At 64.8% G+C, this 19,062-nt stretch carries 21 protein-coding genes and 2 pseudogenes; 14 read left to right on the forward strand and 9 right to left on the reverse strand.

The features are described 5' to 3' along the window. Window positions 1-137 precede the first annotated feature (137 nt). The 7 genes and pseudogenes from KI242_RS26400 to KI242_RS26430 all read left to right on the forward strand — a co-directional run bounded on the left by KI242_RS26400 (window position 138) and on the right by KI242_RS26430 (window position 4,059). Window positions 138-393: pseudogene (locus tag KI242_RS26400) on the forward strand (DUF3077 domain-containing protein). A gap of 115 nt (window positions 394-508) precedes the next feature. Next, entirely contained in the window at window positions 509-820 is a 312-nt protein-coding gene (locus KI242_RS26405) for a type II toxin-antitoxin system HigB family toxin (RefSeq protein WP_212805678.1), read from the forward strand. After that, window positions 817-1,188, forward strand: coding sequence for a helix-turn-helix domain-containing protein (locus tag KI242_RS26410; protein ID WP_041119869.1), 372 nt, complete (start codon window positions 817-819; stop codon window positions 1,186-1,188). The genes KI242_RS26405 and KI242_RS26410 overlap by 4 nt, the downstream gene beginning before the upstream one ends. 78 nt (window positions 1,189-1,266) lie before the next feature. Next, window positions 1,267-2,079 (forward strand): MerR family transcriptional regulator, encoded by an 813-nt coding sequence (locus KI242_RS26415; RefSeq protein WP_015637008.1) that lies wholly within the window; start codon window positions 1,267-1,269, stop codon window positions 2,077-2,079. A 133-nt stretch (window positions 2,080-2,212) separates the two neighbouring features. Further along, window positions 2,213-2,929: a polyphenol oxidase family protein gene (locus tag KI242_RS26420; protein WP_212805679.1), complete on the forward strand. Its 717-nt coding sequence runs from the start codon at window positions 2,213-2,215 to the stop codon at window positions 2,927-2,929. Continuing rightward, window positions 2,926-3,381: a GNAT family N-acetyltransferase gene (locus KI242_RS26425; RefSeq protein ID WP_212805680.1), complete on the forward strand. Its 456-nt coding sequence runs from the start codon at window positions 2,926-2,928 to the stop codon at window positions 3,379-3,381. The genes KI242_RS26420 and KI242_RS26425 overlap by 4 nt, the downstream gene beginning before the upstream one ends. A 96-nt stretch (window positions 3,382-3,477) precedes the next feature. Continuing rightward, window positions 3,478-4,059: a membrane protein gene (locus tag KI242_RS26430; RefSeq protein WP_019093550.1), complete on the forward strand. Its 582-nt coding sequence runs from the start codon at window positions 3,478-3,480 to the stop codon at window positions 4,057-4,059. Between the two features lie 9 nt (window positions 4,060-4,068). On the opposite strand, the gene KI242_RS26435 is transcribed toward KI242_RS26430, so the two are convergent. The 4 genes from KI242_RS26435 to KI242_RS26450 all read right to left on the reverse strand — a co-directional run bounded on the left by KI242_RS26435 (window position 4,069) and on the right by KI242_RS26450 (window position 6,786). Beyond that, window positions 4,069-4,422, reverse strand: coding sequence for a gamma-glutamylcyclotransferase family protein (locus KI242_RS26435; RefSeq protein ID WP_183000075.1), 354 nt, complete (start codon window positions 4,420-4,422; stop codon window positions 4,069-4,071). A gap of 30 nt (window positions 4,423-4,452) precedes the next feature. Continuing rightward, window positions 4,453-5,547 carry a D-alanine--D-alanine ligase gene (gene ddlA, locus KI242_RS26440; protein ID WP_053153812.1) on the reverse strand — a complete coding sequence of 365 codons (1,095 nt, stop codon included), beginning with the start codon at window positions 5,545-5,547 and terminating at the stop codon, window positions 4,453-4,455. Window positions 5,548-5,590: 43 nt separating this feature from the next. Beyond that, window positions 5,591-6,070 carry a GNAT family protein gene (locus KI242_RS26445; RefSeq protein WP_183000076.1) on the reverse strand — a complete coding sequence of 160 codons (480 nt, stop codon included), beginning with the start codon at window positions 6,068-6,070 and terminating at the stop codon, window positions 5,591-5,593. A gap of 74 nt (window positions 6,071-6,144) precedes the next feature. After that, complete coding sequence (locus tag KI242_RS26450) at window positions 6,145-6,786, reverse strand: LysE family transporter (protein ID WP_053153815.1); 642 nt, start codon at window positions 6,784-6,786, stop codon at window positions 6,145-6,147. Between the two features lie 242 nt (window positions 6,787-7,028). On the opposite strand from KI242_RS26450, the gene KI242_RS26455 reads away from it, so the two are divergent. The 4 genes from KI242_RS26455 (at window position 7,029) to KI242_RS26470 (ending at window position 11,416) form a co-directional block, all read left to right on the forward strand. After that, entirely contained in the window at window positions 7,029-7,838 is an 810-nt protein-coding gene (locus tag KI242_RS26455; protein ID WP_047285399.1) for an AraC family transcriptional regulator, read from the forward strand. Between the two features lie 81 nt (window positions 7,839-7,919). Beyond that, entirely contained in the window at window positions 7,920-8,306 is a 387-nt protein-coding gene (locus KI242_RS26460) for a cupin domain-containing protein (protein ID WP_011063440.1), read from the forward strand. Between the two features lie 258 nt (window positions 8,307-8,564). Further along, on the forward strand, window positions 8,565-9,179 hold the full coding sequence (locus tag KI242_RS26465; RefSeq protein ID WP_212805681.1) for a biliverdin-producing heme oxygenase: 615 nt from the start codon (window positions 8,565-8,567) through the stop codon (window positions 9,177-9,179). Beyond that, window positions 9,176-11,416 carry an ATP-binding protein gene (locus KI242_RS26470; protein WP_212805682.1) on the forward strand — a complete coding sequence of 747 codons (2,241 nt, stop codon included), beginning with the start codon at window positions 9,176-9,178 and terminating at the stop codon, window positions 11,414-11,416. The genes KI242_RS26465 and KI242_RS26470 overlap by 4 nt, the downstream gene beginning before the upstream one ends. Window positions 11,417-11,452: 36 nt before the next feature. Here KI242_RS26470 and KI242_RS26475 read toward each other — a convergent pair whose 3' ends face one another. Next, entirely contained in the window at window positions 11,453-12,352 is a 900-nt protein-coding gene (locus KI242_RS26475) for a LysR substrate-binding domain-containing protein (protein WP_053160043.1), read from the reverse strand. Window positions 12,353-12,454: 102 nt separating this feature from the next. On the opposite strand from KI242_RS26475, the gene KI242_RS26480 reads away from it, so the two are divergent. After that, window positions 12,455-13,384 carry a DMT family transporter gene (locus KI242_RS26480; protein ID WP_053160045.1) on the forward strand — a complete coding sequence of 310 codons (930 nt, stop codon included), beginning with the start codon at window positions 12,455-12,457 and terminating at the stop codon, window positions 13,382-13,384. A 7-nt stretch (window positions 13,385-13,391) separates the two neighbouring features. Here KI242_RS26480 and KI242_RS26485 read toward each other — a convergent pair whose 3' ends face one another. Next, window positions 13,392-14,798 (reverse strand): MFS transporter, encoded by a 1,407-nt coding sequence (locus KI242_RS26485; RefSeq protein ID WP_053160047.1) that lies wholly within the window; start codon window positions 14,796-14,798, stop codon window positions 13,392-13,394. A gap of 97 nt (window positions 14,799-14,895) precedes the next feature. Between KI242_RS26485 and KI242_RS26490 the strand changes: the two genes are divergently transcribed. After that, window positions 14,896-15,780, forward strand: a complete 885-nt coding sequence (locus KI242_RS26490; protein ID WP_019093555.1) for a LysR family transcriptional regulator — start codon at window positions 14,896-14,898, stop codon at window positions 15,778-15,780. A 6-nt stretch (window positions 15,781-15,786) separates the two neighbouring features. On the opposite strand, the gene KI242_RS26495 is transcribed toward KI242_RS26490, so the two are convergent. Together KI242_RS26495 and KI242_RS26500 are read right to left on the reverse strand one after the other, a co-directional pair. Then, window positions 15,787-16,293: a YbaK/prolyl-tRNA synthetase associated domain-containing protein gene (locus tag KI242_RS26495; protein ID WP_011063447.1), complete on the reverse strand. Its 507-nt coding sequence runs from the start codon at window positions 16,291-16,293 to the stop codon at window positions 15,787-15,789. A gap of 68 nt (window positions 16,294-16,361) precedes the next feature. Next, entirely contained in the window at window positions 16,362-17,264 is a 903-nt protein-coding gene (locus KI242_RS26500) for a LysR family transcriptional regulator (protein WP_212805683.1), read from the reverse strand. A 95-nt stretch (window positions 17,265-17,359) separates the two neighbouring features. Between KI242_RS26500 and KI242_RS26505 the strand changes: the two genes are divergently transcribed. Then, entirely contained in the window at window positions 17,360-18,442 is a 1,083-nt protein-coding gene (locus KI242_RS26505) for an SDR family oxidoreductase (RefSeq protein WP_187682860.1), read from the forward strand. A gap of 1 nt (window position 18,443) precedes the next feature. On the opposite strand, the pseudogene KI242_RS26510 reads toward KI242_RS26505, so the two are convergent. Continuing rightward, window positions 18,444-19,036, reverse strand: a pseudogene (locus KI242_RS26510) (flavin reductase family protein). Window positions 19,037-19,062: the final 26 nt, after the last annotated feature.

The following is a 19,062-nucleotide window of genomic DNA, read 5'->3' on the forward strand; positions in this document are numbered from 1 at the left end:
AATCCTGCGCAATCCGCCACCCTGATCTGCTTGGCGGCAGACGGTGACGGTCCTTCGAATCAAGGAGTCGTGACCATGAACTGCTTCTGCAATCTGTTTCCCCAACACCTCCCGTCACACAAAACCGGAGGTGCCCGATGACCACTCAATCGCCCCTGACCACCCTCGGTGAAATCCGCTTTTCCCACTGCGGCGAACACTCGCATCCGCTGTTTCGAGTGAATGCCGACGTGCCGATCAACGACGCCCTGGAACACGCCTCGACCCTGTTGCATCTGGCAAAGCAATTCAGCCATGGAACCGCGGTGCGACCGCTATGCTTGGGCGGCACACTACCTGGCAGAGATGGGCAAGGCACTGATGGACGACGTGCACGCCACGCTCTCTGCATGACCTGATCGTCCCTGAACCGACGTTGCCTCTGCGGGCAGATCCAGCGATCTGCCCGTACATCGCTTGACGCACTCAGCGACTTGTTTAAGTCCCAGCACGGGACTAGGATCTCGCCATGAGAATTATTGCAGTCAGCCAGTTGAAGGCCTTCTGGGCAAAGCACCCGGACGCAGAACAGCCTCTGCTGGCCTGGATCGATGAAGCAAGGAATGCCGAGTGGTCCAACCCTGCGCAGATCAAGGACCAATATCGCAACGCGAGCATTCTCAAAAGCCGCAGGGTGGTCTTCAACATCAAGGGCAACGAGTATCGACTGATCGTTGCCGTGGCCTACCGCTTTGGTGCGCTGCACATCAAGTTCGTGGGCACTCACCAAGAGTACGACGCCATTGATGCCGACAGCGTAGACATGGAGCAACCCGCATGAACATCCGCCCTATCCACACCGACCAGGATTACCGCGCCGCGCTGAAAAGCGTCTCGCCCCTGTTCGACAACGAACCGCAGCCCGGAACACCTGAAGGCGATTACTTCGACGTCATGATTACCCTGATCGAGGCGTACGAAGCCAAGCAGTTTCCCCTGGACCTGCCCAACCCGATCGAGGCGATCAAGTTCCGCATGGAACAGTCCGGCTTGTCCGCCGCCGACCTGGCGCCCGCCATCGGCCGCACCAACCGCGTCTACGAAGTGCTCAACGGCAAGCGCGCGCTGACCCTGCCCATGATCTGGAAACTGCACCAGCTGTTCGGCATTCCTGCCGAAAGCCTGATCAAGCCGATCAAATCGTCCTGAGCCGTGCTGCCGGGCTTGAGCTTGCCCCTGGGTAAAGGCTCAGCATGCCCCGCATCCCAACAACACCAAGGACGCTCCATGCTCACCATCGGACAAATGGCCCGCTGCCACGGCCTTACCACCAAGACCCTGCGCCATTACGACAGCATCGGCCTGTTCACCCCGGCCCTCACCGGCCGGGACAACGGCTACCGCTACTACAGCCCGGAACAGATCGTGACCCTGGGGCGCATCGTCTGGCTGCGGCAGTTGGGCATGTCCCTGGAAGACATCCGCCATCTCGCGGACCAAGGCGGCCTGGACAGCGTGCTGCACATGCAGCAGTCACTGCAGGCGCATGCCCGGCAGTTGCAAAGCGAGATCGCCCGCAGCCAGAAAGTACTGGGCCATCTGCAGCGCTACCTGGCCCAGCCGCAGCGCCAACTCCCAGCCGCGCAGACACCACAGAAGGTATTCCTGGCGTCGCAGCGGATCATCGGCATGGCCTGGCAGCAGGATGACCCGGGCACCATCGCCGAGCTCTGGCAACGTTTCGAACCTCGGGAACAGGAGATCCAGCGCCTGGCCGAGCCGGTGGGCACCTATGGCATCTGCCAGCCCCTGGAGGACGGCCAGTGGCGTTATGTGGCCGGCCTGCCGGTCGCCGCCGACGCGCCCCTGGTGCCCGGCATGGTGGAGCTGGAAATCCCTGCCCGCCATTACGCGCGAGTCGAGCATCACGGTAGCGTGGCCACCCTGCCGGAAACCTTTCGCGCCGCCTACAGCGAGTGGTTGCCCGCCGCCGGGCTGATGCCCATCGACGCGGTGGAGTTCGAGTACACCGGCGAGCGCTTTCTGGGGCCCATGCACCCGGACAGCGTGGTGGAACTGTATATCCCACTGAGCGCCTGAAACGCCCGGTGAAGGGGCCGACCAGCAGGCTACCGCTGGTCTGCCCCGGCCTATCCAGCGTTGTCTGTCAGCAAAAGTACCTCGGATACCGCTATGCTCTGCAGCCATTCCCAGGTTACCGAGCGAAGGCCCGATGAGTTTCCAGGCAGGTGTGTTGAACCAGATATCCGGCATCCGTCATGCGTTTTCGACCCTCGGCGCCGCCCTGCCGGCCAACCTGTTCTTCTGCTCGCAGATCCACAGCGGCGAGGTGGTGGAAGCCAGTACCACGCTGCCCAGCGGAATCATCCGCGGCGACGCGGTACTCACCCATTCCAGCCGGCCCATCGCAGTGGTCACCGCCGACTGCCTGCCATTGCTGATCAGCAGCGAGGACGGTACCTGGGTCGCGGCAGTGCACGGCGGCTGGAAAGGCCTGCATGGCGGGATCATCGCCAATGTGCTGCAACACTTCGCCAGCAAGGGCATCGCCCCACAGCAATTGCGGGTGGCCATCGGCCCGTCGATCAAACCCTGCTGCTATGAAGTCAGCGCCGACTTCATCGACACCCTGTCCGCCACTCAGGATCCACTGTGGCCGGCCGCACAGGCCCCCTGGAGCCGTGAGCAACCGGCCCCGCTGCTGCCGCCGCAGATTCCGCCACCGCAACCGACCCAGGTCGATTCCCTGTGGTTCGACCTGAGCCGCTATGCCGTGCACTTGCTGCACGCCGCTGGAATCAGTGATGAACAGATCGAAATCAGCGAGCTGTGCACCTACTGCTCGACCCCGGCCCTGGCCAGCTATCGCCGACGCATGCATCGGGGTGAGGCCAAGGCCTTCCAGTACTCCTGGATCGGCCGGACATGAGCCTCGGCTTTGCGCTACTCCCGACCTCTCTAACCGACCTGGAAACCCTGGTCCAGATGCGCATCGCGGCGATGCGCGACAGCCTTGAGCGCCTGGGTCGCTTCGACCCACAGCGCGCCCGGGAGCGTTTTGCTGCAAGCTTCGCGGCCGAACGCTGCCACTTCATCCTCAGTGACGAACAGCCCGCAGGCTTTATCCAGAGCCAATCACACGGCGATCATCTGAGCCTGCAGCACCTGTACGTCCTACCGCAATTCCAAGGGCGGGGCCTCGGCGCCAAGGCCCTGGAACAGCTTTTGGAACGCTCCGCCAACGAGCAGCTACCCATCCACCTCGATGCGTTGCGCGGCAGTGACTCGAATCGTTTTTATCGACGCCTGGGCTTTGTTCAGGTGGGTGAAAGTGAATGGGATATTCACTACGTTCGGCCGGCGGATCCACCCCGGGCCTGAACCTGGTTCCGGTTGGTCACCGAGAGCATGCTGGTTCTTGGCCAGCAACCTGAGCTAACGTTGCCTCCCCCCTCAGGCCCAACCCAAGGAGTGCCCGTGTCTGACAACCTCTATGCCCCGCCCCAGGCGGATCTGGTCGCCCCCTCGCCCGAAGCGGCGCAACAGCCGTTCTACGTAGTGTCCAAGGCCAAGTTCCTGACCCTGTACATCCTCACCTTCGGTATCTACCAGGTGTACTGGGCCTACAAGAACTGGCATCAGTTCAGGCACGCCAGCGGCCAGGAGCTGTGGCCGGTGGCCCGGGCCTTCTTCGCGATCTTCTTCACCCATGCGCTGTACCGCGAAGCCGATGCGACGCTCAAGCGCGACGGCCGCAGCCATGACTGGCGGCCCGGTGAACTGGCAACCCTGTTTGTGGTGGGGGTGATCATCAACAACGTGGTGGACGCGCTGTCGCGCAAGAATATCGGCTACCCGGTGACCGACATTGCCAGCCTGGCGCTGCTGCCGGTACTGGCGTGGATCACCTGGCTCGGCCAGCGCGGCCTGAATGCCGCCGCGAAAGATCCCGAAGGCCGCAGCAACGCCCGTTTCACGCCGCTGAACTATGTGTTCATCGTGCTCGGGGCGGTGCTGCTGGCCCTGGCGTGCATCGGAGTGATGCTGCCGCCGGAGTGAGCCGAAGACTCAGGCGCTGACGTAGACCCAGGCCTGGATGCCCGAGGCCAGGGTCACGCTGACCCGCTTGTAGTCCGAGACTTCATAGCTGTCGGCCGCTGCCAGCTCCCCGGGGGTGATGCAGAACACGGTGCCGGGAATCGGCGCGCTGTCCGCCGCCCCCGGGCGCAGGATCGGGTGGTGGGTCTTGCCGCTGGCCGCCAGCACCTCGGGGTCGGTGATTTCCACCCAGCTCTGTTCGTAGCCAAGCATGGCATCCGCGCTGCCACTCAACTCACGGCCAAAGTTGGCGATCTGCACCGCCTTGTCTTGCAGGGTGCCGTAGGAAAAAAGATAAACCGATGCATCTGTTGCCGAACTCATTCGTCACGTCCTTAACCACGATGATCCGCTTCAGCGGTTGATTTTCAGCCCTTGCCGTTCAGCGTGACGCTCCAGCGCCAGCTCGATCAGGCGGCTCACCAGCTCGCTGTAGCTCATGCCGGTGGCCTGCCAAAGTTTGGGGTACATGCTGATCCGGGTGAAGCCCGGCAGCGAGTTGATTTCGTTGATCAGCACTTCCCCCTCATCGGTTAGAAACACATCGACCCGAGCCAGCCCGGAGCAGCCCAGCACCTGGAATGCCTCGACGGCCAGGGCCCGAATGCGCTCGCTGTGCTCGATGCTGATGTCCGCCGGCACCAGCACCTGGGCCGCCTCTCCGTCGATGTACTTGCTGTCGTAGGAATAGAAACCGTTGCTGACCACGATCTCGCCGCAGCCACTGGCAATCGGCTGGTCGTTGCCCAGCACCGCGCATTCGATTTCCCGCCCACGCACCGCCGACTCCACCAGCACCTTGTGATCGAAGCCCAGGGCCAGTTCCACCGCGGCCTCGTATTCGGCCTCGTTGTCGACCTTGCTCACCCCCACCGATGACCCCTGGTTGGCCGGCTTGACGAACAGCGGCAGGCCGAGTGTTTCCCGGGCCAGGGCAAAACCGTAGCGGCCACGGGTGGCCCGGGTCAGGGTGATGAACGGGGTCACCGCCAGCCCGGCGTCGCGCAGCAGGCGCTTGCTGATGTCCTTGTCCATGCACACCGCCGAACCCAGCACGTCGGAGCCGACAAAGGGCAGGTCGGCCATGCGCAGCAGGCCCTGCAGGCAACCGTCTTCGCCCAGGGTGCCGTGGACGATGGGGAAGATCACATCGACATGCCCCAGCAGTTCCTGGCTGGAGGTTTCCACCAGTTGCTGGCTGGCCTTGCCCGGCACCACCGCCAGTTCGCGATTGGACTGGTTGAGGGCGATCAGCGCCGGGTTTTCCTGGTTGATCAGGAAGTTCGAGGTGTCGTTGAGGTGCCAGTGCCCCTGTTTGTCGATGCCGATCAGCACCGGCTCGAAACGCGTGCGATCCAGGGCATCGACGATATTGCGCGCCGACTGCAGCGACACTTCGTGTTCGGCCGAACGGCCACCAAAAATAATCCCGACCCGCAACTTGCTCATGACTGCTTCCTGTTGAAAAAATGATTGCTGACGGTTCTTCAATTCAGCTGGGGCTGTAGCGCAAATGGATCAGCGCCACTCGCTCCTGCTCCTTGTTCTTGCGCTCTTCGATGGCGAACGGCACAAAGCCCAGCTTCGGATAGAGCAGCAACCCCGCCACGTTGCTGTTGAAGCACGACAGCGTCACCTCGCTGGCCTGGTGCTTGCTGTGGGCGATGTGGATCATCTGCCCGATCAATTGCGCCGCCAGGCCCGTGCCGCGCACCTCTGGGTCGACGATGACATTGCCGATGGTACAGGTGCCGCCCTTGGCCCAGCGGTAGAAGTTGGCAAAGCCCGCTACCTGCCCGTCACGCTCGATCACCGTCGAGTCGCTGCGCTGGGCGATGGAGTCGCGCAACTGCTCGTGGGTCAGTGGCCAAGTGGCAGCGGGAAAGAAGAAATACAACTCCTGCGGATTGCCCACGAAACTGCAGATCCGCGGAATGTCCGCCTCTGCCACCGGGCGAAAAACAACAGCCATGTTCAGTCTCCTGATACGGGGACGGATCGTCCTTGTTGGGGGGTGGATACTGGCCGGCGCAAGGCACCGGCCGTTCAGCGATTGGCCAGCAGATGCCCGCCGAACAGCACATAGCAACCACCGGCCAGGCGGTCCAGCCAGCGCCGGGCCCGGGCATAGAACCCGGCCACCCGGCTGCTGGCGAAAAACAGCGCCACGCAGCAGTACCAGGACAGCGACAGGCCGGCCATGGTCAGCACCGCCAGCCCCAGTAGCAGAGGTGGCGGGGAGGCCGGCATCGAAGTGGCAAAAATGGTGGCCACGAACAGCGCCGACTTGGGGTTGGTCATGTTGCCGAGAAAGCCCAGCCGGTAGGCCGAGAACAGGCTGCGCGCAGCATGGCTCGCGCCATCGGTGGTCGGGGTCTCCAGGGCCGGCTTGCGCTTGAACTGCTTGAGCCCCAGGTAGATCAGGTAACAGCCACCGGCAACCTTGAACAACACGAACAGCGCCGGCGCCGCGCTGAACAGCGATTTGATGCCCAAGCCTCCCGCCAGCCCCCAGAGCACGGTGCCGCTGGCCACCCCCAGGGCGGCGAACAGGCCATGGCGCCGCGAACAGCCCGCCGCCAGTTGTGCAGTGGTGAAAAAGTTCGGCCCGGGGGTGATCACCGCCACGCTCCAGAGCAGGGCCAGCGACAACAACGGGGCGAGGTAAACCAGGTGTGAGGCGTACATGGGAACAGATGGCCATGAAGAGGGTCCGGGGGAACGACGCTACTCCACTCGCGCCTGCCCAGGCAACCGCCGATTGGCCTCGCAACCCGGCTCAGGCAACAAGCCATCGTGCAGCGCCGGAGCCCTCCTGCAAGCCGCCCTTCTTCCGGCAGAACCGCTACGGCGTAGAACCGAGGGGCAAGACAGCCAGCGCGCCCCTGAGTTAACGTACGGCCCTTGGTTTCATCCATCAGGACCGTTCCATGGCCAAACCCGCAGCTGTCACCGACTGGGTTCACCGCGCGCCGCCCGCCCGGGGCCTGGAGCGCATCGAGGCGTATTTCGCCGGCCATGGCTATGACATGCACCGCCATGACACCTACGCCATCGGCCGCACCCTGCACGGGGTGCAGAGCTTCCAGTACCGCGGCGGCTGGCGCCACAGCCTGCCCGGCGCCACCATGGTCCTGCACCCCGACGAAGCCCACGACGGCGAGGCCGGCACCCACGACGGCTTTCACTACCGCATGCTGTATGTCGAGCCGGCGCTGATCCAGCAGATCCTCGGCGGCCAGCCGCTGCCCTTCATTACTGGCGGCCTGTCCAACGACCCGCGGCTGTTTGCCGCCACCGAGGCCCTGCTGCGTGGGGTCGACAGCCCCCTGGACCCGCTGGAACAGGAAGACGCCCTGTTCGACCTGGCCCATGCCCTGAACAGCGTCTCCGGGGTCGCCCAATCACGGCAACGTTTCGACTATGTGGCGGCCGAGCGGGCCCGGGAATACATCCACAGTGCCCTGGACCGCACCCTGACCCTGGAGGAACTGGCGGCCCACAGTGGGCGCGACCGCTGGAGCCTGTCCCGGGATTTTCGTTTGCTGTTCGGCACCAGCCCCTACCGCTACCTGAGCATGCGCCGCCTGGACCTGGTCCGCGCGCTGCTGGTGCAGGGCCAGACCCTGGCCAACGCCGCACTGATCGCCGGCTTCACCGACCAGAGCCACATGACCCGGCAGTTTCGCCAGACCTACGGCCTGCCACCGGCGCGCTGGCTGAAGATGCTCGGCCGCTGAGGCCACACACGATCGTTCAAGAAGCCCTAGCCCCTGGCTGTTTACCCTCAGCGCTCATTCATCACTGAGGTGGACCACACCATGCAAAACCCTGCCCCGCAAGACGCCTACCAGAGCATCAACTTCGCCAGCAAACTCGGCCTGTTCAGCGAACACTGGACCCCCAAGGTGATCGCCGAGATGAACGACTACCAGTTCAAGATCTCCAAGTTGCAGGGCGAATTCGTCTGGCACTCCCACGCCGACACCGATGAAACCTTCATCGTGCTCGACGGCCAGTTGTACATCGACTTCCGTGACGGCCGGGTGGCCATCGGCAGTGGCGAGATGTTCGTGGTGCCCAAGGGCGTCGAGCACAAACCCTGGGCCGAGCAGGAGGTCAAACTGCTGCTGATCGAACCCAAGGGCGTGCTCAACACCGGCGATCAAGGTGGCGAACGCACCGCCCAGAACGACGTCTGGATCTGATCCTCACCGCTGAACCTGCGAGACGGAAAAAGGAATTTCTGCCTCTTGAACACAGTCAGACACAGCAACACGTCATCGATCGACTACCCTTGGCCGACCAATGGTGCGTCAAAAACTGTACGTCAGTGCAAAAAGCACAGGTAGAGTGACGCTCTTATTTTTCTGTGCGATGGCTCTAGTGCAGGGACTAGAGTCTGGTCCCAGCTTTCGATGACGCCCATGGCGCGTCCATTACCTGTTGCGACCCCTGACCCCTGAATGCCCAAACCGCACCAAGACACCGCCGCCCCCACCCTGCATCAAGACCTGCGCGCCGGCACCGCGACCTTGCACGAGGCCCTGGAAAAGCGCCTGCCGTTCTTCTCTGAGCATCTCGATGCGGCCTGGTATCGGCGCCTGATCCAGGCCTATTTCGGCTTCTATCAGCCCCTGGAGGCGGCCCTGTTTGACAGCGGCCTGATCCCTGTCGGCTTCGACCCGGAGCAGCGCCGCAAGACCCCGGCCCTGGCCGGCGACCTGCAGGCCCTGGGCCTGGCCCCGGAGCGCATCGACGCCCTGCCCCGTTGCGACCATCTGCCCGCACTGGCCAGCCCCGGCGCGTGCCTGGGCGCCCTCTATGTACTGGAGGGCGCGACCCTGGGCGGGCAGATCCTGCGCCGGGAAATGGCCCAGCGCCTGGACCTGCACAGGGATAACGGCGGGGCTTTCCTCGACGTGTATGGCGCCGCCACCGGGCGGCGCTGGAAAGATTTTCTCGACTACCTGGGGCGCATGCCCGAGGACGCGAGCGCACGACAACAAGTGGTCAGCGCCGCGCAATCCACATTTGCCTGTTTCGAGCACTGGCTCGACAGCCGCGAGGTGCTGCTATGACCCCACAAGACGCCCAAGCCTTCGAACAACTGCTGGCCAACTGCGCCGATGAGCCAATCCGCTCCCCCGGTGCGATCCAGCCCCATGGCGTGCTGCTGACGCTGTCGGAGCCGGACCTGCGCATCCAGCAGATCAGCGCCAACGTCGAGGCCCTGCTGGGCCAGCCTGCCGCGCAGGTCCTCGGCCAGCCCCTGGAGCAACTGCTGGGAGACACCGACGGCCAGCGCATCCGCGAGGTGCTGCAACTGCCGCGCTTGTCCGATGCGCCGCCGCTGCACCTGGCCGTCAATGACGCGCGCTTCGAAGGCTTGCTGCATCGCCACCAGGGAGTGCTGATGCTGGAGCTGGAAATCCAGCTCGAACACCTGCAGCCCCAGCACCTGAAAGAGCAGACCGAGAACCTGGGGCGCCTGCTGCGGCGCTTGCAGACGGCCAAGACCCTGAATGAGCTGTACGCCATCAGCGTCAGCGAAATCCAGGCGATGACCGGCTACGACCGGGTGCTGATCTACCGCTTCGAAGAGGAAGGCCACGGCCAGGTGATCGCCGAAGCCACCCGCCCCACCATGGAAGTGTTCAATGGCCTGTTCTTCCCGGCCTCGGACATTCCCCAGCAAGCCCGCGAGCTGTACCGCAGCAACTGGCTGCGGATCATCCCCAACGCCGATTACCAGCCAGTGCCCCTGCTGCCGGCACTGCGCCCGGACACTCAGCAGGCCCTGGACCTTAGCTTCGCCACCCTGCGCAGCGTGTCGCCGATCCACTGCCAGTACATGAAGAACATGGGCGTGCTGTCTTCCATGAGCATTTCCCTGCTCAAGGGCGACCAGCTCTGGGGCCTGATCAGTTGCGGCAACCGCCAGCCGCTGCTGGTGCCCCACGAGCTGCGCATTGCCTGCCAGACCATCGGCCAGGTGCTGTCGTTACAGATCAGCGCCATGGAAGCCCTGGATATCAGCCGCCAGCGGGAAGAGAAAGTCGCCGCCCTGGCCAGCCTCGACCAGACCATGCGCGACACCCCTGACAGCGTCTTCGACGGCCTGACCCAGGTGCCGCAACTGCTGCTGGACCTGACCCAGGCCGGTGGCGTGGCAATCATCGAAGACAAGCAGCTGCACTGCTTCGGTAACTGCCCGCCCCAGGACGAAATCCGCGCCCTGCACCGCTGGCTGCAAGGCACCGGGCAGGCGGTGTTCGCCAGCCATCACCTGGCCAGCGTCTACCCGCCGGCGGCGAGTTATCAACAAGTGGCCAGCGGGGTCCTGGCCATGACCCTGCCCAAGCCTGTGGATAACGGCGTGCTGTGGTTCCGCCCGGAAGTGAAGGAAAACATCAACTGGAGTGGCAACCCGCAAAAGCCCTTGGACCTGGAAAACTCCGACGCCGGCCTGCGCCTGCGGCCGCGCACCTCGTTCGAGATCTGGAAAGTGGAGATGGCCGGGATCTCCACCAAGTGGAGCCACGGCGACCGCTTCGCCGCCAATGACCTGCGCCGCTCGGCCCTGGAGCACGATCTGGCGCGCCAGGTGCTGCGCGAGCAACAGGCCGTGCGCGCCCGGGACGAACTGGTGGCGGTGGTGTCCCACGACCTGCGCAACCCGATGACCGTGATCTCCATGCTCTGCGGCATGATGCAGAAGGCCTTCAGTTCCGATGGCCCGCATACCTCACGGCGCATTTCCTCGGCCATCGACACCATGCAGCAGGCCGCCAGCCGCATGAACAATCTCCTGGAAGACCTGCTGGACACCTCCAAGATCGAGGCCGGGCGCTACAGCATCGCCCCGCAGCCGCTGGACGTCAGCCAGATATTCGAAGAGGCCTATTCATTGCTGGCGCCACTGGCCCTGGACAAGGCCATCGACATCAGCTTCCACGCCGAACCGGACCTCAGGATCAACGCCGACCCCGAGCGCCTGTTCCAGGTGCTGTCGAACCTGGTGGGCAACGCCATCAAGTTCACCCCCAAACAGGGCAAGGTCGGAGTGGTGGCGATGTCCGACGGCGAGCAGATCGTGTTCAGCGTGCGCGACTCCGGGGAGGGCATTCCCACCGACCAGTTGCCGTTCATTTTCGACCGCTACTGGACCATGAAGGAAGGCAACCCCAACGGCACCGGCCTGGGGCTGTACATCACCCAGGGCATCATCCACGCCCACGGCGGCAAGATCGAAGCCCACAGCGAAGTGGGCAAGGGCAGCGAGTTCCGCTTCAGCGTGCCGCGCGCCAGCCTCTAGACCGCACTCCGGGGCTCCCTGCCGAGCCCCGCCCCCTCATTCAACAGATTGCGCCACCAGCCAGTCGCGAAACAGCTGGCCGCTGGCGGACAGGCGCTTGTGCCGCACATGCACCAGAAAGTCTGCCTGCCCGGTGCGAAACGCCCACTGGCCGACGCGCTGCAACTCGCCCTGGGCCACCAACTCACTGGCCATGAAATCCCAGCCCAGGCCAACCCCCATGCCCTGCTGCACGGCACTGAACATCAGCGTCAATTGGTTGAACCCCATGGCCCCTGGCGGTGCGCTGTAGTCCAGTCCGAAATGCCGGAACCAGTCGCGCCAGTCGATGCAGTTCCAGGCTGAGGCATCCAGCTGGATCAAGGGCAGCTCGGCCAGTTGTGCCAGCGCGTCAATGGCCGGCAACTCCAGGCGCCGGCTGGCGATGGGATAGACCATCTCGGCGAACAACGGCGTGGCGGTCAGGGACGACCAGTGCCCGGCGCCGTAGAGAATGGCGAAGTCGTGCTCGGCCACGCTGGACTCGTCCATGTCGTTGTTGGCGTGGATGCTCACGGTGATGTCCGGGTGTTGTTTGTTGAACGCCAGCAAGCGCGGAAACAACCAGAACTGTGCCACTGCATGGGTGCATTGCACGGTGATGGTGTTGGCGTCGCGCCCGGCCCGCAGACGGCTGACGCTGCGCAGTAACGCTTCCAACTGGGTACTGACCTCAGCAAACAGCGAGGCACCGCTGACGGTGAGTTTCACCCCCCGGGCCTGGCGCTCGAACAGCTCGGTCTTGAGCGACAGCTCCAGGGCACGAATCTGCTTGCTCACTGCACTCTGGGTCAGGCACAGCTCGGTGGCGGCGCGGGTGAAACTGGCGCTGCGTCCCACCGCCTCGAAGGTCACCAGGGTTTCCAATGGTGGTAAATGGCGGGCAAAGCGGCTCATCAGGCATTCCCCAGAAGAATAGATGGGTGCCTATATATCCTTTGTCCGGTCGGTCAGCAATGACTAGGCTGCGCGCTTTGATGAATCGCTGCGAGTGTGTGCATGAAACGCGGAGTTGCTTACGCCGCCCTGGCCGGCGCGGTCTGGGGCCTGGCGATTGTGGTGCCCAGCCTGTTGCCGGAGTTCAGTCCGCTGATGCTCAGCTGTGCCCGCTTCACGCTGTATGGCGCATTCTCCCTGCTCCTGGCTGCGCCTCAGGCCCGGGAGCTGCTGCAACGCCTGACCTGGGGCGATGCCGTGCTGTTGGTGAAGCTGGCGCTGACCGGCAACCTGATCTATTTCATGCTCCTGGCCAGCGCCATCCAGTGGGCCGGCGTAGCCAGCACCGCGCTGATCGTCGGCCTGCTGCCCCTGACCATCACTCTGGCCGGACGCGCCGACGCCGACGCGCTGCCCCTGCGCCGACTGCGCTGGCCGCTGCTGCTGGTGTTCGCCGGCATCTGCTGCATCAACCTCGACACTCTGCTCACGGCACACAGCGATTCCGTGGAACTGGGCCAGCGCGCCCTGGGCCTGCTCTGCGCCTTCGGCGCCTTGCTGTGCTGGACCTGGTTTGCCACCGACAACGCCCGCTACCTCAAAGGCAGCCGTTTCAACAGCAGCCAGTGGTCGACCCTGTGGGGCATTACCACTGGGCTGATGAGCGCCCTGGTCTGGCTGCTGGCGGACGGGTTCTCATTGCCCGGCACCCGGGCCGAGGCCAGCGAGCAGCGCTGGATGCTGTTCTGGGGCCTGAGCCTGTCCAGTGCCGTGTTGGGTTCCTGGTTCGGCAATCGCATGTGGAATGCCTCGACCCGGCGCTTGCCCTTGACCCTCAGCGGCCAATTGATCGTGTTCGAGACCCTGTTCGCCCTGCTGTACGGCTTTATCTGCCTGCAACACCTGCCGAGCCTGATGCAAAGCTCGGCAGCCCTGCTGTTGCTGGCCGGGGTGCTGTGGGCCGTGCGCCGCCACTTACCCCAGCCCGATTAAATCCCCCTCAGCCCTGGGCCACGGAACAGGCCGGCAAGGCCGCTGAGGCCCGGGGCAGGCGCAGCGCCAGGAGTGCCCCGAGCAAGGCCAGCAAGGCGCTGGCCGCAGTGGCCATTTCGATGCCATAAGCCTGGTTGCCCGTAGGGCTCAAGGTATTGGCCAGGGACACCAGCAGCGCCAGCCCCAGGGCGCCGCCGATCTGCTGGCTGGTGGAAGCCACACCCGCAGCCACCCCTTGCTCGGACGCCGCGATACCCTGCCCGGCCGAGACCCACATCGAGGTCCAGGTCATGCCCTGGCCGATGCTCATGATCACGATCCCCGGCAGCAAGCCGACAAAGCCGCTACTGCCCGGCAGGGCCAGGTACATCAGGCCGATGCCCAGCGCCCCGAGCAGCAAGCCGCTGACCAGGGTCGCCCGTAAGCCTACGCGCAGCAGGGCCCGCTCCGCGACCCAGATCCCGGCCGTGCACAGCAGGGTCGAGGGCAGGAACGCCAGTCCGCTCTGCAACACACTGAACTGATAGACCTGCTGGAAATACAGGTTGAGGAAGTAGTACTGCACGCCGAAGCTGCTCATGAACAGCGCGGTAATCACCATGGCCATGCGCAGTTGTGGATAACCCAGCAGGCGCAGGGGCATCAGCGGGTCGGCGCTACGCTGTTCAAGGCGCACGAACAACCCGAGCAGGGCCAGGGACAACGCCAGGCAGCCCAGGGTCGCCGGGGCGCTCCAGCCCCACTCCGGGCCCTGGACGATGGAAAACACCAGCAGGGTGCCACCCAGGGTCACGGTCAGCGCGCCGCGCAAGTCGAACTGACGGCCGCGCTGGCGCGCAGGGTCGGCGGGTATCCAGTGCCGGGCCAGCAACGCACAGGCCCCAGCCAGGGGCACGTTGACCAGGAACACCGCCTCCCAGCCCCAGTACTGGGTCAGCACCCCGCCCAGCAGCGCCCCCAGGGCCAGCCCCGCCGCCGAGGCTGCGCTCCACACCGCAAAGGCCCGGTTGCGCGCCGGCCCCTCGGCGTACCAGGTGTTGATCAGGGCCAGGGTCGCGGGGAACAGCATTGCCCCGCCCACGCCCTGCACCGCCCGGGCCAGCACCAGCAGCAGCGCGCTGCCGCCCAGGCCGCCGGCCAGCGAGGCCAGGGCGTACAAGGACTGGCCGACGATGTAGAAACGCCGCTTGCCCAGGAGGTCCGCCGCCCGTCCGCCCAGCAGCAGGAAACCACCGAAAGCCACGCTGTAGGCACTGACCACCCATTGCAACTGCTGGGCGGAGAAGCCCAGGTGGCTGCCGATTTCCGGCAGGGCGACAAACACGATGGTGGCGTCCAGGGCGATGATCAATTGCGCGGTGGCCAGCAGTAACAGCATCCAGCCCGACGGCTTGGCTAACGGGGTCGCGGACATCGCGAAGATCCTTGTGTGGAAATAACCGGCGGCCAGTGTCATCGATGCTGTTTAAATGATAAACAAGCCATTATCTCTTTCAGTAATGACTTTAATCATGGATCTGAACGCCCTTCGCCTGCTGGTCCGGGTTGCCGAAACCCGCAGTTTCACCCGTGCCGCCGGTGACCTGGGGCTGACCCAGTCCGGCCTGTCCCGAGCCATTTCCCGCCTGGAACAGCAGCTCGGTGTACGCCTGCTGCAACGCAACACCCGCAGTGTCAGCCTGACCCCGGACGGCCAGGTGCTGGTCGAGCGCGCCGCGCCCCTGCTGGCGGAACTGGCCCATGCCGAACACCTGCTGCTGGACCGGCGCGAATCCCCCAGTGGAATGTTGAAGATCAGTACCCCGTCACTGTTCGGGCGCAAGGTGGTGATGCCGGTGATCGGCGAGCTGACGGCCCAGCACCCGGGGCTGAGCATCGAAGCGGTGATGACCGACCGGGTGGTGGACATCATCGATGAAGGTTTCGACGCGGTGGTGCGCACCGGGGTGATCCAGGACCAGCGCCTCATTGCCCGGCCCCTGGCGCCCCTGCGCTGGGTCACGGTGGCGGCGCCAGGCTACCTGGAGCGCCATGGCACGCCCCGGCACCTGGCCGACCTGCAGCAGCACAACTGCCTGGCCGTGCGTAACCTGCGCAGCGGCCGGCTGGTGGACTGGCAGTTCATGGACCAGGGCAAGCCCCTGGACCTGGCCGTCCAGGGCCGGCTGATCTTCGATATCGGCGATGCCCTGGTGGACGCGGTGCTCGGCGGCTTCGGCATTGCCCAACTGATGGAGTTCGCGGTACGCGAAGCCCTGGACACCGGCCGGCTGGTGCCGGTGCTGCAGGAGCATGCCGGGCGCAGCCGCGAGCTGTCGCTGGTGTATCCGCCCTCGCGCCAGTGCTCGCCGAAGCTCACCGCCTTTGCCGAGGCCCTGGTTCGGTTGAGCTGGTAGCCGCCTTCAACCGGGCTGGGCGCTGTCGCTCTCCAGGTCCCGGGTCACGCTCAGCAGCAGCGGCTGGGCGACCCTCAGGTAGTCCTGGGTATCGAGCACCATGGAGGCATCCAGGCGCCCGGCGTTGAAGGCGATCTCGCTGTAGCGGGAGGTCAGTTGCGGGTCGACGATCAGCCGGATGCGCGGATCGAAACTCAGCGGAGCTATGGCGCCGATCACGCAACCAGTCAGCTCCCTGGCCAGCTCCGGCGATACCAGTTGCGCCTTCTTGCCCCCCAGGGCCGCGCCGACCTTTTTCATGTCCAGCTTCTGGTCGCCGCTGAGAATCACCAGCCCATACACCTCGTCTGTGCCCTTGAGGCTGCAGAGCATGGCCTTGGCCCCCTGCCCAGGTTCGGTGCCGCGGATCTCGGCAACCCGCGCCGACTGCCCTTCGGCCGGGTGAAAAATCACCCGATAGCGCGCCTGGTGGCTGTCCAGCAGGCTCACCAGTCGTTGGAAAACTGCATGCATGTTCTGTCCTTGGAAAAGTCGCCAGGGGGTTGATTCAAGCATCCGTCGCCACGCCTGACCAGTGGCGGCTACAAGCGCACCCGCTGCGCCAGGAAGTCGATGAACACCCGCACCCGCGACGGCACGTGGCCGCCCTGGCCGACATACAGCGCATAAAAACTTTCCAGCGGCGCCTGGTTGAAGGCTTCCAGTACCGGTACCAGCCTGCCGCTGTCCAGGTCATCGGCGATGGTGAAAGCCGCCAGTTGCGCCAGCCCGGCACCGTGTAGCGCCAGATGGCGCAAGGCTTCGCCGTCGCTGGCCTGCACCCGGCCATTGGGCTGCAGCAGTTGGCTCTCGCCCGCCGCGCCCAGGCGCCAGCCCGGCACGGCCCGGACGTAGTCGAAACCGAGCAGGTGGTGCGCGGCCAGATCCTCCGGGGTCTGCGGTACGCCACAGCGAGCCAGGTAGGCCGGGGAGCCAACGACAACGCCGCGGGTTTCCCCGAGCTTGCGGGCAATCAACTGCGAATCCGCCAGCGGCCCGGTGCGGATCGCCACATCGGTCTGTTCCCCCAAGAGGTCTACCAGGGCATCGCTGTGCACCAGGTCCAGGGACACCTGCGGGTACAGCTGGAGAAACTCCGCCACCAGGGGCGCCAGTACATGCAGGCCAAAGGAGGCGCTGGTGTTGACCCGCACCCGGCCCACCGGAGCCCGGGCGCTGCTGGCCTCACCCTCCACTTCTCGCAGGTCTGCCAGCAGGCGCACGCTGTTTTCATAGAAGCCGCGGCCTTCCGCGGTCAGTTGCAACTGGCGAGTGGAGCGGTTGAGCAAGCGTACGCCCAGGCGTGCTTCAAGCCGCGCCAGCAGCTTGCTCACCGAGGAAGGCGTCACCTGCCTCAACCGCGCAGCGGCCGACAAGCCGCCACACTCCACCACCGCGACAAAGGTTTCCATCTCGGCAAACCGGTTGATCTCGCTGCCCGCCATATGAATTCAACTCACAGCTGCTGTTCCGGCCGGCAGTCTATTTCACTCAAAGACCCGACTCTATGCTGGCGATCCCTTTATTCGAGGTATCCCAGATGAGCGTTTCAACTTCCCCGGACCGTCACTTGCTGGTGATCGGCGGCTATGGCGTGGTCGGCACCGCAGTGGTCGAGCTGATGCACCGTACCCCGGGCTGGCAACTGACCACCGCCGCCCGTCGCCGCCCACCGACCAGCCTGCTGGACGGCAGCCCGGCACCGGCGCACATCAGCGCCGACCTGCTGGACGCCGCCGGCACCGCTCGCGCCTTTTCCGGACTGGGCAGCGTCACCGACCTGGTGTTCTGCGCCTACAGCGAGCGGGAAAGCATGGCCGCCACGGTGGCGCCGAACCTGGCGATGCTGGAGCACAGCCTCAAGGCCCTGCGCCAGGCCGGAGCCAGGTTGCGCCAGGTGGTGCTGATCGGTGGCGGCAAATCCTACGGTGAACACCTGGGGCCCTATAAGACGCCAGCCAAGGAAAGCGACCCGCGCTTCATGGGGCCGATCTTCTACAACGATCAGGAAGACCTGTTGTGGCATGAAGCCGAACGCGAGGGTTTTGCCTGGACGGTATTGCGCCCGGACGGGGTCATGGGCCCCAGCCTCAACTCACCGATGAACATCCTCACCGGCATCGCCAGCTTCGCCGCCATCAGCCAGGCACTGAACCTGCCACTGCGTTTTCCCGGCAGCCTGCAGGCCTGGTCGGCGCTGCACCAGGCCACCGATTCCCGGGTGCTGGCCCAGGCCGTGCTCTGGGCCCTGACTTCACCGAATGCACAGCAGCAGGTCTTCAACGTGACCAACGGCGATCACTTTCGCTGGCAGCACCTGTGGCCACAGATCGCAGGGTTCTTCGGCCTTGCCAGCGCCGCGCCGCAACCGATGAACCTGGGGGTGCAGATGGCCGACAAGGCGCCGCTGTGGGCGCGCATTGTCCAGGAACAGCAACTGCGCCCCACGCCCTGGGAGCAGATCGCCGCCTGGCCCTTCGTCGATGGCTGGCTCAATACCGGCTACGACATGGTGCAAAGCACCATCAAGATCCGCCAGGCCGGCTTTACCGGTTGCATCGACAGCCACCAGAGCGTGCTCGAACAGTTGCAACGGCTGCGTGACTACCGGCTGATCCCCTGACTCAGGGCTCGCCGACCAGGGGCAGTTGCCGACCGTCAACGGCGTCACCGATGGTCAGGAAATGCCCGCCCGCAACATGGTGCAGGGTACGCAGCCGGTCGTGCCCGTCGAAGTGCCAGCGCCCTTCGCTGAACACCCGGGCATCGGCCTGGGCGGCAATCACTTCGCCAAGGAACAGGTCGTACTGCTGGTGGTTGTGGGGCTCGGGCAGCAGCCGGCATTCCAGCCAGGCCACGCAACCTTCCAGCAGCGGCGCCGCCAGTTGCTCGCCGGCAAAGGCCTGCAGACCGTAGGCGGCGAACTTGTCGCTACCGCCCTGGCTCAGCTCAAGCCCGGAGCTGTTGCCCAGGCTCTGCACGATATCCACCTGGGCCACGCAAGGCACATTGAGCACGAAGGTGCCCGAGGCCTCCAGCAGTTGTCGGGTCCAGGTGGACTTGTCGAGCACCACGGCGACTTTCGGCGGCTCGAAATCCAGGGGCAGGCCATGATGTTGCGCTGCCCGCCATGGGCTGCGCTGACCAGCACCGTTGGGCCGTGGTTGAGCAAGCGGTACGCCTTGTCCAGCGGTACCGGGCGACGAAGATCGGACATGACTGGCTCCTGAAAAAAACTGCGAT

The sequence above is a fragment of the Pseudomonas sp. Eqa60 genome, assembly GCF_018326405.1.
In the GTDB taxonomy this organism is placed as follows: domain Bacteria; phylum Pseudomonadota; class Gammaproteobacteria; order Pseudomonadales; family Pseudomonadaceae; genus Aquipseudomonas; species Aquipseudomonas protegens.

What these genes read in the sequence shown, in the direction of transcription:
- KI242_RS26405 (WP_212805678.1), top strand. Translation starts at nt 509, where the DNA reads ATGAGAATTATTGCAGTCAGCCAGTTGAAGGCCTTCTGGGCAAAGCAC.
- KI242_RS26410 (WP_041119869.1), top strand. Translation starts at nt 817, where the DNA reads ATGAACATCCGCCCTATCCACACCGACCAGGATTACCGCGCCGCGCTG.
- KI242_RS26415 (WP_015637008.1), top strand. Translation starts at nt 1,267, where the DNA reads ATGCTCACCATCGGACAAATGGCCCGCTGCCACGGCCTTACCACCAAG.
- KI242_RS26420 (WP_212805679.1), top strand. Translation starts at nt 2,213, where the DNA reads ATGAGTTTCCAGGCAGGTGTGTTGAACCAGATATCCGGCATCCGTCAT.
- KI242_RS26425 (WP_212805680.1), top strand. Translation starts at nt 2,926, where the DNA reads ATGAGCCTCGGCTTTGCGCTACTCCCGACCTCTCTAACCGACCTGGAA.
- KI242_RS26435 (WP_183000075.1), bottom strand. Translation starts at nt 4,422, where the DNA reads ATGAGTTCGGCAACAGATGCATCGGTTTATCTTTTTTCCTACGGCACC.
- ddlA (WP_053153812.1), bottom strand. Translation starts at nt 5,547, where the DNA reads ATGAGCAAGTTGCGGGTCGGGATTATTTTTGGTGGCCGTTCGGCCGAA.
- KI242_RS26445 (WP_183000076.1), bottom strand. Translation starts at nt 6,070, where the DNA reads ATGGCTGTTGTTTTTCGCCCGGTGGCAGAGGCGGACATTCCGCGGATC.
- KI242_RS26450 (WP_053153815.1), bottom strand. Translation starts at nt 6,786, where the DNA reads ATGTACGCCTCACACCTGGTTTACCTCGCCCCGTTGTTGTCGCTGGCC.
- KI242_RS26455 (WP_047285399.1), top strand. Translation starts at nt 7,029, where the DNA reads ATGGCCAAACCCGCAGCTGTCACCGACTGGGTTCACCGCGCGCCGCCC.
- KI242_RS26460 (WP_011063440.1), top strand. Translation starts at nt 7,920, where the DNA reads ATGCAAAACCCTGCCCCGCAAGACGCCTACCAGAGCATCAACTTCGCC.
- KI242_RS26465 (WP_212805681.1), top strand. Translation starts at nt 8,565, where the DNA reads ATGCCCAAACCGCACCAAGACACCGCCGCCCCCACCCTGCATCAAGAC.
- KI242_RS26470 (WP_212805682.1), top strand. Translation starts at nt 9,176, where the DNA reads ATGACCCCACAAGACGCCCAAGCCTTCGAACAACTGCTGGCCAACTGC.
- KI242_RS26475 (WP_053160043.1), bottom strand. Translation starts at nt 12,352, where the DNA reads ATGAGCCGCTTTGCCCGCCATTTACCACCATTGGAAACCCTGGTGACC.
- KI242_RS26480 (WP_053160045.1), top strand. Translation starts at nt 12,455, where the DNA reads ATGAAACGCGGAGTTGCTTACGCCGCCCTGGCCGGCGCGGTCTGGGGC.
- KI242_RS26485 (WP_053160047.1), bottom strand. Translation starts at nt 14,798, where the DNA reads ATGTCCGCGACCCCGTTAGCCAAGCCGTCGGGCTGGATGCTGTTACTG.
- KI242_RS26490 (WP_019093555.1), top strand. Translation starts at nt 14,896, where the DNA reads ATGGATCTGAACGCCCTTCGCCTGCTGGTCCGGGTTGCCGAAACCCGC.
- KI242_RS26495 (WP_011063447.1), bottom strand. Translation starts at nt 16,293, where the DNA reads ATGCATGCAGTTTTCCAACGACTGGTGAGCCTGCTGGACAGCCACCAG.
- KI242_RS26500 (WP_212805683.1), bottom strand. Translation starts at nt 17,264, where the DNA reads ATGGCGGGCAGCGAGATCAACCGGTTTGCCGAGATGGAAACCTTTGTC.
- KI242_RS26505 (WP_187682860.1), top strand. Translation starts at nt 17,360, where the DNA reads ATGAGCGTTTCAACTTCCCCGGACCGTCACTTGCTGGTGATCGGCGGC.